Consider the following 13,208-nt stretch of genomic DNA (forward strand, 5'->3'; position numbering starts at 1 on the left):
CCGGCCCGCTATCGTTGGCGCCGTGACGTTCATCGATCTCGGGGTCATCGGCTCCGAGCCGCCGCCCCGGGTACCGGAGCGGCCGCCCCTGCCCCGGCTCCTGCGCCAGGGCAGCCCGTGGCGCCGCAGGTTCCTGGCTGTCGTTCTCGTTCTCGGCGTCCTCCTGGCGACCGGGGCCACCGAGTCGGTGCCGAAGCGTCAGTTCCGCGAGATCCCGATGCCGGACGTCGCCCAGGCCCACCGGGCTGTGGTGTCGTTCCACGGCGACGAGCTGTACGTGATCACCCGCGAGCGGAGCGGCCAGGCGATCAGCCGCTACGACCTGGGCGAGGACCGGGGCCGGCTCCGGTGGCGCGCGCCGCTGCCAGAACTCCCGGGGCAGCCCCAGAACGGGGACGCCCGCGACGCGAGCCTGGTCCACCTCCACGACGGGGTACTCATCGTCTCGGTCATGCTGGCTGTGTACTCGTCGGCGCCATCGGCCGAGCCCGGGCAGGAGTACCTCACCCTCGCGCTCGACCAGGCGGACGGCCGCGAGCTGTGGCGGGCTGACGGGGAGATGTCGAACCTCTGGGCGCCACTGCTCAGTACCGGAGAGACTCTGGCCCTTGTCGACCCCCGCACCGGAAACCGCATCTGGGAGCGGAAGGTCACCGACGCCTATCAGCCGCTCGTCAACCGGGACGGCAAACCAGCCTCCCCGGTCCTCCTGCACCGCTACACCGTCTCGGCGGAAGCCGGCACCGTGCAGGTCTGGGACCCGGCAGCCGACCAGGTACTCGCGACGCGTGTCCTGCCCCCAGAGGTCGATCTGGAGAACAACCACGGCATGGCAGCCGCCGGCCTGCTCCTGTTCATCGCGAACCGCACGATCGTGGCCTACGACGCCAGCACCCTCGAACCCCGGTGGACCAGCACTGTCCGGTCCGGCGCGCCCAGCGCCTGGCCGTGCGGGGAGCTGATCTGCACCACGACCCGGGACGGCATCGGCAGCCGTGGCCTGGTGGCGGCCCTCGACCCCGCCACGGGCCGCCAGCTCTGGGAGCGGCGCGACGACCGGGTCGTGCTGAACGACGCGCTGTGGATGGCCCCGGCCCGCCGGTTCCGGGACAACGGCGCACCCTCGCCGGTCCTGTACGACACCCGGACGGGCAGGATGCTCGGCCCGCTCGGCGAGTGGGAGTTTCCCGCGGCCAGCAGCCTGACACTTCCTGGCTGGGCGATCGGCGAGGCCGGCCTGGTCAGTGTGATGATGCCGGCCCCGGCGTCACCCCGGGACCTCTGGGTCGGCCGGCTCAACACCCGGACGGGCACGATCCGTGCGATCGGGAGGACCGGGCTGCCGCTGGACACGCCGTGCGTGGAGGGCGGCAAGTACCTGGCATGCGCCGAATTTGGCGAAAAGCTACACGTCTGGCGGTACCAGTGAAATACTCGGACATACCCAGGCAATTCCCAGTGAGGCGGTACGTCACGGCCGTGACGTACCGCCTCACTACTCGTCTGGGGACTGATCGCTAGGCGATCCGCACGCCCGTCTCCGCGTGGAACACGTGGTGGTGCGCGCCGCGCGGCTTCACGTACACGGTGTCGCCGAGGGACGGCGCGCTGCGGCCGTCGGTCCGGACGGTGAACCGCTCCTGCTCGCCGTTCACGTCGGCGTGCCCGTAGACGTACGCGTCGGAACCCAGCTCCTCCACCAGGTCCACGACGATCGGCAGCCCGCCCTCGGACGGCGCGACCAGGTCGGTGTCCTCCGGCCGGAAGCCGACGGTCACCTTGCCGTCGCCGGCGGCGGTCACCTGCTCGCGGGTCAGCGGCATCAGCATCGAGCCGAACCGGGCACCGTCGGCGCCCAGCGTCACCGTCTTGATGTTCATCGCGGGGGAGCCGATGAAGCCGGCCACGAACACGTTCGCCGGGGAGTCGTACAGGTTGCGCGGGGTGTCGACCTGCTGGAGGACACCGTCGAGCATGACGGCGACCCGGTGGCCCATCGTCATGGCCTCGACCTGGTCGTGCGTCACGTACACGGTGGTGATGCCGAGGTTCTTCTGGAGCGAGGCGATCTGCGACCGGGTCTGCACGCGCAGCTTGGCGTCCAGGTTGGACAGCGGCTCGTCCATGAGGAAGACCTGGGGCTCGCGGACGATCGCCCGGCCCATCGCGACCCGCTGCCGCTGGCCGCCGGACAGCGCCTTCGGCTTGCGGCTCAGGTACTCCTCGAGCTGGAGCAGCTTCGCGGCTTCCTTGACCCGCCGGTCGATCTCGTCCTTGGAGGTCTTGCGCAGCTTGAGCGCGAAGGCCATGTTCTCGTACACCGTCATGTGCGGGTACAGCGCGTAGTTCTGGAAGACCATCGCGATGTCGCGGTCCTTGGGCGGCAGGTTCGTGACGTCCTTGCCCTCGATCAGGATCGCGCCCTCGTCGACATCCTCCAGGCCGGCCAGCATGCGCAGGCTGGTGGACTTGCCGCAGCCCGACGGGCCGACCAGGACGAGGAACTCGCCGTCACCGATCTCGAGGTCGAGCTTGTCGACGGCGTTGCGCGTGGTGCCGGGGTACCGGCGGGTCGCGCCCTTGTAGCTGACAGTAGCCATGCCGAATCAACCTTTCACCGGCAGGAACGTGCCGGACGATCCGAGTGAAAGAAAGTTGGTAGTGCCCCAGCCACTCTAGGTGCGCGGCATGCCGAACGCCAGCGGCCGGCTGTATGATCCACGAGGCACGCCCGCCGGTATGGCGCAACTGGTAGCGCACCCGACTTGTAATCGGAAGGTTCCGGGTTCGAGTCCCGGTACCGGCTCAGTGCGAAAAAGCTCCCCCACCCAGCGTCACCGCAGGTGGGGGAGCTTTATTTCGTTCGAGTACCTAGCTGTTCGTCCCGGGCGGTCCGTCGTACCCCCACACCCACCCGCGCCCCCGGCAGGCCCGGCAGCGGGCGGCGCGCAGCACGGTACTCAGCTCGCCGGCGCTCAGCGGTGTGCCCATGATCGGCCCGGTGATCGCCCTCGGCAGGTCCACCATGCCGTCGTCACAGCCGGCCGTGCACCGTACCGGCTGGCAGCCGCCCGGCGGAGCCGTGATGTCGTGCTCGTCGCGGACCGGCGCGGTCGCTGTGGCGCCCCAGTAGTCGCGGATCTGCCGGTCGGGGACCGTGTGCTCGACGGCGACCAGGCCGGTGTCCTCGCAGTGTTCGCAGGTACCTGCCTGGCGGGCCGTGCGGCCGGGCAGCGGCTGGTACCCGGCCTGCCGGGCGCCGGGCGGCTGGTGGCCCAGTGGGCAGGCGAGGTACCGGGTCCGTGTCGCCATCTGCTCCTCGTCTCGTTCCGGGTAGGCCGACCCCTGACGGTAGCTGTTCGGGCCGGTCCGGCGCGCCTCCGATCGCCGGCCCGGCGTGTGCACGCGAAAGAGGCAGCCGGGGCGAAGAGCCCCGGCTGCCTCCGGTTCGAACTGCTGACTAGTGCGAAGCGCTCACCAGCTCGGCGTCCGCCTCCTGCGTCTCGGCCGTGGTGTTCTTCCCGCCGCGCATCAGGACGAGCGCGAGGATCGCGGCGACCACCACGCCGGCCGCCCCGGCGAAGAAGGTCGTGGACATCGCGGTCGTGAAGGCGTCCTTGGCCGCTCCGGCCAGGCCGGCGTCACCGGTCGCCCCGGCCAGGCCCAGCGCCTCGGCGATCGAGCTGCGTGCCTTCTCCGGTGCGCCGGACGGCATCGCGCCGCCGTAGGAGCTGGACAGCACCGAGCCGAGGATGGCGACGCCGAGCGCCGCGCCGGTCTGCTGCACCGTGTCGTTCAGCGCCGACCCGACCCCGGCGTGCGCCGGCGGCACGGCACCCATCAGGGCCGCGATCGCGGCGGGCATCGCCAGGCCGCAGCCGCCGCCGAGCAGCACCATCGCCGCCGAGACGTGCAGCCAGCCGGAGTCACTCTCCATAGTGGCCAGTGCGGCGAAGCCTGCCGCGATCACGAGCAGGCCGAGCGAGGTCAGCACCCGGTTGCCGAGCTTCTTGGCCAGCGCGGCACCGACACCGTTCAGCGCGAGGGTCGCGACGGCCAGCGGGGTCATCGCCAGGCCGGTCTCGGTCGGCGTGTAGCCGAGCACGAACTGCAGGTACTGCGTCAGGACCAGCATCAGCCCGCCGTTGGCGAACGTGACGAGCACCAGGGAGAAGCTGGAACCGGTGAACATCCGGTTCCGGAAGAGCTCCAGCGGGATCATCGGGGACTTCGTCCGCAGCTCCCAGAAGGCGAACCCGCCCAGGGCCACGACCGCGATGACCAGCGAGGTGATGGTGCCGGCGTCGGAGAGCCCGGTCTGCGGCAGCTCGATGATCGTCCAGATGAGAGCCGTCATGCCGGTCATCGACAGCACCATGCCCAGCGGGTCGGCCTTACGGACCGGGCCGCGCGACTCGGGCATCAGGAACAGCGCGGCGAGGATGGCCAGCAGCGCGATCGGCACGTTCATCACGAAGACCGCGCCCCACCAGAAGTTCGAGATCAGCGCGCCGCCGACCGTCGGGCCGCCCACCATGCCCAGCATCGCCACCGCGCTCCACGCCGCGATCGCCTTCGGCCGCTCGTCCTCGTCGAACACGGTGATCAGGATCGACAGGGTGCTCGGCATGATCAGGGCGCCGCCGACGCCCATCAGGGCCCGGCCGGCGATGAGCTGCGCGGGGTCGGCGGCGTAGGCCGCGAGTACCGAGGCCGCCCCGAAGAGCACCAACCCGATGATCATGACTTTCCGGCGGCCGAACCTGTCGGACAGGCTGCCCGAGGTGAGCAGCAGCCCGGCGAAGACCAGGATGTACGAGTCGATGATCCACTGGATGTGCTGCGGCGTGGCCTTCAGGTCCTCGACGATCGGCGGGATCGAGACCGTCAGCACCATGTTGTCGATCACGAGCACCAAGGTGCTCAGGCAGAGCACGATCAGGATCAGCCAGCGCTTCGGGTTGCGCTGCTTGAGGTCCTTCACGTCCTTGGTATCCACCATGTCCTCCGAGGGGTTCCGCGTTCCGGGTTCCGCACACTGTTCGCTACTCCGAACACCGTACGGACACCGCACAGTGTTCGCAAGGCCGAACATCGTCCAATTTCCGAACGGCGTGCGTGACGCCGCACACTGTTCGATCATCCGCACGGTGTACGGGCAGGTCGCTATGCTGATCGGAACCAGCCGGCCGTCCCCGACCGATCCCTCAAGGAGCGCACCCATGTCAGGCAAGGAGCAGTTCGCCTCTGTATGGACCCGGCCGGAGCGCCGCCGCCGCGAGCAGCCGGCCCTGAGCCGGGACCAGATCGTCACCGAGGCGATCGCGCTGCTCGACACGCAGGGCATCGACGCCCTGAGCATGCGGAACCTGGGGGCCAGGCTGGGCGTGGGCGCCACGTCGCTCTACACGCACGTGGCCAACAAGGACGAGCTGATGGAGCTCGTGGTCGACCGGGTGTACGGCGAGATCGCCGACCCGGACACCGGGCAGCCGGGCGAGTGGCGCGCGCCGGCCCGGAAGCTGGCCGGGGAGATGCGGGCCGCCATCCTCCGCCATCCCTGGATGTCCTCGGTCTTCGGCACCGGCATGGTCCAGCTCGGGCCGAACGTGCTCCGGCTGTCGGACGCCGTCATCGGCCTCTACGCCGACGCCGGGATGTCACCGGCCGCAGCCAACATCGCGGTGAACACGATCACCGGCTACGTCATGGGCGTGACCAGCATCGAGGCCGGCTGGCTGCTGGCCATCGCCCGCGCGGGGGACAACGAGCAGGAGTGGGTGAACCGGCTGGCCGAGGCCGCGGTGGAGGCCACCGCCCCGTACCCGAGGCTGCGCGCGCTCTACACCGAGTACGCCGACGGCGATGCCCCGTCCAGCCGCGAGCAGGCCTTCTGGGACGGGCTGGACTGCATTCTCGACGGGATCGCTGTCCGCCTGCTCGGGAAATAGTCCAGCGTGGCTGGTGTGGGGGGCGCGCTGCGCGGGTACAGGATAAATCGAGCGTTACCCATGTCTTGCCTGTGGCTCGCTGACGCCGGGAAAATCGCCGGACAGGGCGAGACTTGAATGAATGTGGCTCGTTCTCTAGATCAGAAGCGCGAAGGGTAGCCCTGCCTAATTTGTGGGGGTTAACCTAATTGCGGCAATCGTCTAGCGTGACAAGCCCACAGTGGGCACGCGCGCACAGGCCCCTGAGAGGGGGAGTCATGGCTGCTCTGGTGACGTACGGGCGGACCAGCGACGAGCCGGCCCGTCACGGCGGCTCTGGTCATCCAGCGACGATCTACGGGATCGCTGGTGTACTGGTGGAGCACGAGGGAATGACCTACCGGCAGTGGCTCGTACCAGGATTGCGGTACGAGATCCGGCCCAACGACGGCTGGAAGCTGGTCGACGCCGACGGGATCCTGATCGGGCACCTCGTCGACGACGACGGCCGGCCGATCGCCAGCCTCCCGCTGGCCGACGGTGAGCTCGTCCTCGAACGGCCGAAGTCGTACGCGATCCACGAGATGCGCGAGGGAGCCTGGGAAGTCCTGGTTCTCGAACCGGCACTCTGACGAACAGCTAGCCAGCTTTGAGCGGCGGGGTCCATCATGGACCTCGCCGTTCGTATGCTGGTACAGCCTTGATCTAGCGTTTCGGCGCCTTGGCGTTCCGGGATGCCAGGTAGGCGTCCACCGCCTTCTTGGAACTGCGCCAGACACTGTCGCTGCCCTGCACCGCGTCGAGCCGTCCTCGCTGGGCGGCCTGGCGCAGTGCCTGCTGGCTGATCCGGTCGTCCTGCAGGGCGGCAAGCGGAACGAGCCTGGCGGGTCCGGCAAGGTTCGGGACGATGAAGCGGTTCAGGTTGTCGTACATCGCACGGGCGATCAGCTCACCCAGTGCGCCGTAGTCACCCTGGTCGGCGCGGTGCATGGCCGCCAGGTACGCGGGCCGTTGGCGCTTGAGGATGATGACCGGGGGATAGCCCAAGCGGACGAGCAGCAGGTTGAGGGCAAGCCGTCCCACCCGCCCGTTGCCGTCGAGAAACGGGTGTACCTTCTCGAATTCATTGTGGACACGTGCCAGCTCCTCCGGCAGTGCCTGCTGATCCCCGTCGCCTGGCTGGCCAGCCCGGTTCCCGAGGTCGCAGGCTGACTCCACCCAGCCGGCTGCCATCGACGGCACCAGTGGCCATGTCGGCGGCTGCATGCCTGCGGCGAAGGCCTGGATTTCGTGCTCCCGGAAGTACCCCGGCCCTTCGCGGTCTGTCGCCCCCGGGTCTGGGTAGACGTCCCAGACCGGCGTCATGGCCATTTTGTGGATCATGCGGACCTCGTCCAGCGTCACCAGCCGGCCGTCATGCCGCTCGTCGGGCTCCATCGCCTGCCCGTACACCCACTGGGCGGCGTCGCCATAGCCCTTGACCTCCAGGTACTCACGCAGAGGCTTCGCGCCAACGGCACGTCCCTCGCTCAAGAGCGCCTGAACTTCCTTGATCGCCAGCGTGTTGCCTTCGATCGCCGTCGAGTGATGCGCCTCCTCGTACCAGATGTCCCGCCAGATCGACTCGGCTTCCTTCGGGCTTGGCAGGCCACCCAGCCGGCTGTTCAGCTCTTCGATGGCGTGCTCGAGGCGTCGATAGACACTGGCGCGGCTGGGCCGGCCCCGTCCTGCCACGTGAACTCCTCAAGTGGGCATGAACTCCACGATATCTACCTGCCCACCGTAGTTGATACGGGGTGCGGAAATCCAATTGAACTAATCAAGTCCTGATGACGGCTATGGATCATGGGGGGAGGGCGATACTGCCGGGCCCCGGCTGTCCGTGAGTGATGGCTGCCAGCTTTGAACGGCGAGGTCCATCATGGACCTCGCCGTTACCTCTGTCCTGGCGGGTCCTGGCTACCATCGGGCATATGTCTCCCGTGCTGCCCCGCCGTGTGCAACGACGGCACTTCGTGGTGTGCGGGGACACCCCGCTGGCGTACCGGCTGGCCGAGGAGCTGACCAAGCGGTACGGGGAGAACGTCACCGTCGTCCTCAAGTCCAAGAGGGACAACCACGGGCCGGAGATCTCCCGGCTGCCCGGGGTCCGGATCGTCGAGTCGCCGCGGCTGGACGAGGACACGTTCCGGGCGGCGGGTCTGCCGGAGGCGCGCTCGCTGGCGCTCGTCCAGCACGGCGACATCGGCAACATCCACGCCGCGCTCCGGGCCCAGGAGCTGCATCCCGGGCTGCGCATGGTGGTCAGGATGTCCAGCGGGAGCCTGGGCCGCCGGATGCACGAGCTGTTCCCGGACTGCACGGCCCTGTCCGACGCGGCGATCGCCGCACCGGCATTCGTCACGGCGGCCCTCAACGACCCGACGCTGAGCGTGGTCCGGCTGCCCGGGCAGACGTTGCAGGTCGCGCACCGCGCCCAGCTGCCACCCGAGCAGGTCCTCGTAGGACTCTCCGACCAGGCGGTGCCGTCCTCGGCGCTGCTGCCCCAGGACGAGAAACCCACCGATCTCGTACTCGCGCTCGCCAACGGCTCGACCGACGAGCCCTCGGCCAGGCCGCCCCGGCGTCGCCCCCGGCTGAGGGTGCTGCTCGACATCCTGCGGTTCCGCAAGCTGTGGATCGCGTTCGCCGTCGGGCTGTCCATGATGGCCGTCGTCAGCACGATCTGGTCGCGGCTGACGGGGAAGGCGTGGATCACCGCCGCGTACGAGATGATGATGACCTCGGCGGGGAGTGGTCAGGTCGATCCGCAGCTGCAGGGGCCACAACGCGTCCTGCAAGTGGTCGTGACGCTGGCCGGCCTGGTGATCCTGGTGCCGATCGCCACGGCTCTGGCGGTCGAGTTCGTCGTCAACACCCGGCTGGCCATCGCGCTGAACAAGCCGCGCGTGCCGCACTCCGGTCACGTGGTCGTCGTCGGGCTGGGCAACGTCGGCACGCGCGTCGTCCGCCAGCTCCACGATCTCGGCTACGACGTCGTCGCGATCGACGCGGACGAGTCGGCGGTCGGTGTCCCGATCGTCCGCTCCCTCGGCCTGGAGGTCATCATCGGCGACGCGAGCCGGCGCAAGACGCTTCAGGCCGCCGGGGTTCGCAACTGCCGGGCGCTCGTCACCATCACCAGCGACGACGCGACGAATCTCGACGCCGGCCTGCTCGGCAAGGAGCTGCGGCCTGACCTGTGGGTCGTGCTCCGGCTCTTCGACGGCGACCTGGCGCACCGGGTGGAACGCCACCTCGGCATCACCCGTTCGCGCAGCGTGTCCTACCTCGCGGCCCCGGCCTTCGCCGCCGCGATGATCGACCGCAAGGCCATCCACACCATCCCGGTCGGCCGCCGCGTGCTGCTCGTCGCGGAGCTGCCGGTCGCGGCGGGCTCCGAGCTGGCCGGGGCCAAGCTGAGCGAGGCGCACGACGCGGGCGAGGTCAGGGTGATCGCGGTACGCGACGGCGGCTATCCCAACTACCGCCCGAAGCCCGGCCGCCTGCTCCGCCCCGGCGACCGGCTCACCGTCGTGGCCACCCGGGCCGGGCTGAGCGGCCTGCTCGCCCGGCTGTCGACAGAAGGCTAGGAGGAGAGCGCGTTCTAGAACGTTCACTATGCGGACGCTATTGTCCGGCAGGCGGGCGTCCCCCACAATGTACGGATGGCTTACAGTTACCCCACCGTGCCGGCCCCGCACTACGGTGTGCCGCCCGAAGAGGCGCTGTCCCGGGTCGAGGCGTTCGCCGACCTGATGACGACCCGGCGGACGATCCGCGACTTCTCCGACCGGCCCGTGCCGCTGGAGCTGATCGATGCCGCGATCCGCGCCGCCGCCACCGCGCCGAGCGGGGCGAACATCCAGCCGTGGCGGTTCGTCGTTGTCACGGATCCCGAGATCAAGCACAGGCTGCGGGTGGCGGCCGAGGCCGAGGAGGTCGAGTTCTACACGCGGCGGGCCACGCAGGAGTGGCTGGACGCGCTGGCCCCGCTCGGCACGGACACCGACAAGCCGTTTCTCGACATCGCCCCGGCGCTGATCGTCGTGTTCGAGGTCCACAAGGGACCCAGTGAACCCCGGCCGTACTACGTCAAGGAGTCCGTCGGCATCGCGGTCGGCTTCCTCCTCGCCGCGCTGCACCAGGCGGGCCTGGCCACGCTGACCCACACGCCGAGCCCGATGAAGTTCCTCAGCGAGGTGCTCGACCGCCCCGCCGAGGAACGCGCCTATGTGGTCATCCCGGTCGGCTACCCGGCGCCCGAGGCCCGCGTACCGGACATCTCCAAGAAATCCCTGGAAGAGGTGCGAATCCTACGCTAACCGCGACGCGCCCCCGCGCATTTCGTTAACCCTGACGAATGTGTCATGGGAAAACAGTGCGAAAGGGGCACCATGCGTCGCCGAGTCTTGGCGGTACTGATCACAACGGCGGGGGTCCTCGCCGTGGGCGGGGTCGCGGAGGCGGCGATCACGAACCGGCCGGGCGGCCCGTTCGGCCTGCTGTCCACAGTGTCCTCCGTGACCTCGCCCCTCACCTCCGCACCGGAGGGAAAGAAGGCGGAGAACGGCCTCGGCCAGGCCCCGGCCCTCCCTGGCGTCCCAGCGGCCCCCGGGGTCAAGGCCCCCGCGCTGCCGAAGGCTGACGAGCCGCTGAACATCGGCGCGATCCAGACGGTCAACCACGCCCTCGACTACTCCGCCCGGAAGTCGGTCACGCTGCACGCGGCCGGAGCCGAGTACATCAAGCCGCACTTCGCCAAGCTCGCGCTGCTGCCGGGCGACCTGGTCAAGGTGGGCGACCCGAAGGGCAAGGAAGTCCGGTACTACACCCCGGAGGGCCTGCCCGTCGACGGCGCGGCCCTCACCGGCCTGCTCAGCGGGCTCACCGGCCTGACCGGCCAGGAACCAGGCCAGCTGCTCGACCCGGCCAAGCTGCTCGGGGCCGGCCAGGCCGTCGACCCCGGCAAGCTCGCGGCCCCGGTGACCAGCCTGAACAAGTGGGCGCTGTCGGTACCGGGCGACACGGCCATCGTCGAGGTGGTCAGCCGCCGCCTGCTGCCGTCCGAGGCGCTCGGCGGGCTGGGCGTCAACATCGACAAGTTCGCGAAGGGCGACAAGCCGAAGCCCCGGCACAAGACCGAGAGCGTGTGCGGGGGCAACGACAAGGCTGACGCCGTCTGCTACACCTCCGAGTTCCCCGCGGAGTACTCGCACGCCAAGCCCATCGCCCGCCTCCTGATCGACGGCACGGAACTGTGCACGGCCTGGCGGGTCGGCCCGAACAACCGGCTGCTGACCAACCGGCACTGCATCGACACGCCGTACAAGGCGCAGAACACCGAGGTCTGGTTCAACTACCAGTGCGCGACCTGCGGCGGGTACTTCAACGACCCGGTGACCAAGGTGCTCGGCGACCAGCTGCTGGCCTCCGACGACACCCTGGACTACGCGCTGTTCACGGTCCGCGACTTCGACAAGATCAAGGACTTCGGCTTCCTGGAACTCGACGTCCGGGTCGCCGACAAGGGCGAGGAGCTCTACATCCCCCAGCACCCGGGCGGCCGCCCGAAGGAGATCGCCCTCACCAGCGACAAGGACAACCGGGGCAACTGCAAGGTCGACAAGCCGAAGGTCGAGGGCTACGCCAAGGACACCGACACGTCCTACTTCTGCGACACCGAGGGCGGCTCGTCCGGCTCGCCGGTCCTGTCCCGCAAGACCCACCGGGTGATCGCCCTGCACCACTTCGGCGGCTGCCCCAACTCCGGCGTGCGGATCGACCTGATCCACGCCCAGATCAAGGACAAGCTCTAGCCGGTACCTGATGCCAGGTCGGCCACCTGAGGCCGTCTGAACGACGGATGCGCCCCGCGCCGAGCACCGAGGAGAATCCTCCGGTTGCTCGGCGCGGACGCTTTTGCTGCGCCATGAATTTTGTACGGGGGATCACCTATGCGCAGGAACATCGCCGCGCGCCTGTCCGCCACCGCGATGCTGGGCGCTCTGATCACCGGCGGGCTGGCCGTCCCGGCCCACGCCGCCGCTGATCTGCCAGACCTGAAGATCACGGCCAGCCTGGACAAGGACACGGCTGCTGAGGGCGACACCGTCACAGTGACCGTGAACTTCGCGAACAATGGCAAGGCCGACGCGAGGGCTGTGCACGTCACCGGCTGCTGCGCCGGCGGCGTGACCGACCTGAGCATCGTCGACAAGGACGTACTGGACAAGCACTTCGACCTGCCCGTCGGCAAGACCCACAGCATCGTCGTGCGCACCACGGTCCAGAAGGGCTCGATGAAGTACGGCTACGCCGCCTTCTCCTACGGGTGGGATGCGAACAACGGCGAGGCCAGTCACTGGGACAACCGTACGGATGCCTCGCTGAAGGTGCCGGGCGCGAAGGGCAGCATCTTCGGCCTGGTCTATGAGGCGGGATCACAGGCCGAACCTTCCACGGGCAGGCCCCGGGTACCAGGTGTCAAGGTCATCCGGGTCGACTGGGATGACCCGAACAAAACCTATGGCGAGATCGTCTCCGACACCAACGGTGAGTTCCTGTTCACCGGTGTCCCGGCCGGCCAGTACCGGCTGCGCGTCGTGCCTCCTGCGGGCTGGAGGGCTTACGACGAGAACGACACGATCGGCACGGGCGTCCGGGTCGTTGGTGACGAGAAGTCCCAGCTGGTCATCCCGATCGGCAAGGCCCCGGTGACCCCGTCGCCGAGCCCGTCCGCCACCCCGTCGACGGCCGCCCCGGCTCCCGCTCCGGCCCCGGCCACCCCCGGGCTGGCCGTCACTGGTTCCAAAGCCGCCGTGTTCGGCTGGGCCGGTGGCGCCGCCGTGCTCGCGGGCGTCGGCCTGGTGCTGGCCGCCCGCCGTCGCCGCCGGTCGGTCGTCAGCTAGCGGAACTCCCGCGAAGGCCCGCCCAGACTCGGGCGAATTCCAGGAGTCGTCGCAACACGGGTTGGTCAACTGGCAGTTGCTAGAAGCGTAGCGAGGCGCTCGGCTGGGGTCTCCCAGCCGAGCGTTTTGCGTGGGCGGCTGTTGAGTTCGGCTGCGACGGCGGCCAGGTCCTCGGCGGTGTGGCAGGTCAGGTCGGTGCCCTTGGGGAAGTACTGGCGGAGCAGGCCGTTCGTGTTCTCGTTGGATCCTCGCTGCCAGGGGCTGGCGGGGTCGCAGAAGTAGACGCCCATGTCGGTTGCGGTGCTGAACTGTCGGTGCAGGGCCATCT

12 protein-coding genes and 1 tRNA gene are annotated in these 13,208 nt (G+C 69.2%); 8 read left to right on the forward strand and 5 right to left on the reverse strand.

The features are described 5' to 3' along the window. The first annotated feature begins 22 nt into the window (after window positions 1-22). Window positions 23-1,429, forward strand: coding sequence for an outer membrane protein assembly factor BamB family protein (locus tag A3G1_RS0125760; protein ID WP_018352383.1), 1,407 nt, complete (start codon window positions 23-25; stop codon window positions 1,427-1,429). 88 nt (window positions 1,430-1,517) lie between these two features. Here the strand turns inward: A3G1_RS0125760 and A3G1_RS0125765 are convergent, their stop codons facing one another. Then, complete coding sequence (locus A3G1_RS0125765; RefSeq protein ID WP_018352384.1) at window positions 1,518-2,600, reverse strand: ABC transporter ATP-binding protein; 1,083 nt, start codon at window positions 2,598-2,600, stop codon at window positions 1,518-1,520. Window positions 2,601-2,733: 133 nt separating this feature from the next. On the opposite strand from A3G1_RS0125765, the gene A3G1_RS0125770 reads away from it, so the two are divergent. After that, a tRNA-Thr gene (locus A3G1_RS0125770) sits at window positions 2,734-2,806 on the forward strand. Between the two features lie 65 nt (window positions 2,807-2,871). Here A3G1_RS0125770 and A3G1_RS0125775 read toward each other — a convergent pair. Continuing rightward, window positions 2,872-3,312, reverse strand: a complete 441-nt coding sequence (locus A3G1_RS0125775) for a hypothetical protein (protein WP_018352385.1) — start codon at window positions 3,310-3,312, stop codon at window positions 2,872-2,874. A 148-nt stretch (window positions 3,313-3,460) separates the two neighbouring features. Next, window positions 3,461-5,002, reverse strand: a complete 1,542-nt coding sequence (locus A3G1_RS0125780) for an MFS transporter (RefSeq protein ID WP_018352386.1) — start codon at window positions 5,000-5,002, stop codon at window positions 3,461-3,463. Window positions 5,003-5,222: 220 nt separating this feature from the next. On the opposite strand from A3G1_RS0125780, the gene A3G1_RS0125785 reads away from it, so the two are divergent. Next, window positions 5,223-5,951, forward strand: a complete 729-nt coding sequence (locus tag A3G1_RS0125785; protein ID WP_018352387.1) for a TetR/AcrR family transcriptional regulator — start codon at window positions 5,223-5,225, stop codon at window positions 5,949-5,951. A gap of 257 nt (window positions 5,952-6,208) precedes the next feature. Further along, window positions 6,209-6,562 (forward strand): hypothetical protein, encoded by a 354-nt coding sequence (locus tag A3G1_RS0125790; protein ID WP_018352388.1) that lies wholly within the window; start codon window positions 6,209-6,211, stop codon window positions 6,560-6,562. A 73-nt stretch (window positions 6,563-6,635) separates the two neighbouring features. Here A3G1_RS0125790 and A3G1_RS0125795 read toward each other — a convergent pair whose 3' ends face one another. After that, window positions 6,636-7,664 carry a Fic family protein gene (locus tag A3G1_RS0125795; RefSeq protein ID WP_018352389.1) on the reverse strand — a complete coding sequence of 343 codons (1,029 nt, stop codon included), beginning with the start codon at window positions 7,662-7,664 and terminating at the stop codon, window positions 6,636-6,638. Window positions 7,665-7,903: 239 nt separating this feature from the next. On the opposite strand from A3G1_RS0125795, the gene A3G1_RS36850 reads away from it, so the two are divergent. The 4 genes from A3G1_RS36850 to A3G1_RS39050 all read left to right on the forward strand — a co-directional run bounded on the left by A3G1_RS36850 (window position 7,904) and on the right by A3G1_RS39050 (window position 12,880). Beyond that, the gene (locus A3G1_RS36850; RefSeq protein WP_169437614.1) at window positions 7,904-9,562 is read left to right on the forward strand and encodes an NAD-binding protein; all 1,659 of its coding nucleotides are present in this window, start codon (window positions 7,904-7,906) and stop codon (window positions 9,560-9,562) included. A 75-nt stretch (window positions 9,563-9,637) separates the two neighbouring features. Beyond that, window positions 9,638-10,294, forward strand: coding sequence for a nitroreductase family protein (locus tag A3G1_RS0125805; RefSeq protein WP_018352391.1), 657 nt, complete (start codon window positions 9,638-9,640; stop codon window positions 10,292-10,294). A gap of 87 nt (window positions 10,295-10,381) precedes the next feature. Continuing rightward, complete coding sequence (locus A3G1_RS39045) at window positions 10,382-11,788, forward strand: trypsin-like serine peptidase (protein WP_018352392.1); 1,407 nt, start codon at window positions 10,382-10,384, stop codon at window positions 11,786-11,788. 138 nt (window positions 11,789-11,926) lie between these two features. Further along, window positions 11,927-12,880, forward strand: a complete 954-nt coding sequence (locus A3G1_RS39050; RefSeq protein WP_018352393.1) for a DUF11 domain-containing protein — start codon at window positions 11,927-11,929, stop codon at window positions 12,878-12,880. A gap of 65 nt (window positions 12,881-12,945) precedes the next feature. On the opposite strand, the gene A3G1_RS0125820 is transcribed toward A3G1_RS39050, so the two are convergent. Then, on the reverse strand, window positions 12,946-13,208 hold a 263-nt coding region (locus tag A3G1_RS0125820; protein WP_018352394.1), incomplete at its 5' end, for an IS30 family transposase.

This window comes from Longispora albida DSM 44784 (genome assembly GCF_000379825.1).
Classification (GTDB): domain Bacteria; phylum Actinomycetota; class Actinomycetes; order Mycobacteriales; family Micromonosporaceae; genus Longispora; species Longispora albida.

What these genes read in the sequence shown, in the direction of transcription:
- A3G1_RS0125765 (WP_018352384.1), bottom strand. Translation starts at nt 2,600, where the DNA reads ATGGCTACTGTCAGCTACAAGGGCGCGACCCGCCGGTACCCCGGCACC.
- A3G1_RS0125775 (WP_018352385.1), bottom strand. Translation starts at nt 3,312, where the DNA reads ATGGCGACACGGACCCGGTACCTCGCCTGCCCACTGGGCCACCAGCCG.
- A3G1_RS0125780 (WP_018352386.1), bottom strand. Translation starts at nt 5,002, where the DNA reads ATGGTGGATACCAAGGACGTGAAGGACCTCAAGCAGCGCAACCCGAAG.
- A3G1_RS0125785 (WP_018352387.1), top strand. Translation starts at nt 5,223, where the DNA reads ATGTCAGGCAAGGAGCAGTTCGCCTCTGTATGGACCCGGCCGGAGCGC.
- A3G1_RS0125790 (WP_018352388.1), top strand. Translation starts at nt 6,209, where the DNA reads ATGGCTGCTCTGGTGACGTACGGGCGGACCAGCGACGAGCCGGCCCGT.
- A3G1_RS36850 (WP_169437614.1), top strand. Translation starts at nt 7,904, where the DNA reads ATGTCTCCCGTGCTGCCCCGCCGTGTGCAACGACGGCACTTCGTGGTG.
- A3G1_RS0125805 (WP_018352391.1), top strand. Translation starts at nt 9,638, where the DNA reads ATGGCTTACAGTTACCCCACCGTGCCGGCCCCGCACTACGGTGTGCCG.
- A3G1_RS39050 (WP_018352393.1), top strand. Translation starts at nt 11,927, where the DNA reads ATGCGCAGGAACATCGCCGCGCGCCTGTCCGCCACCGCGATGCTGGGC.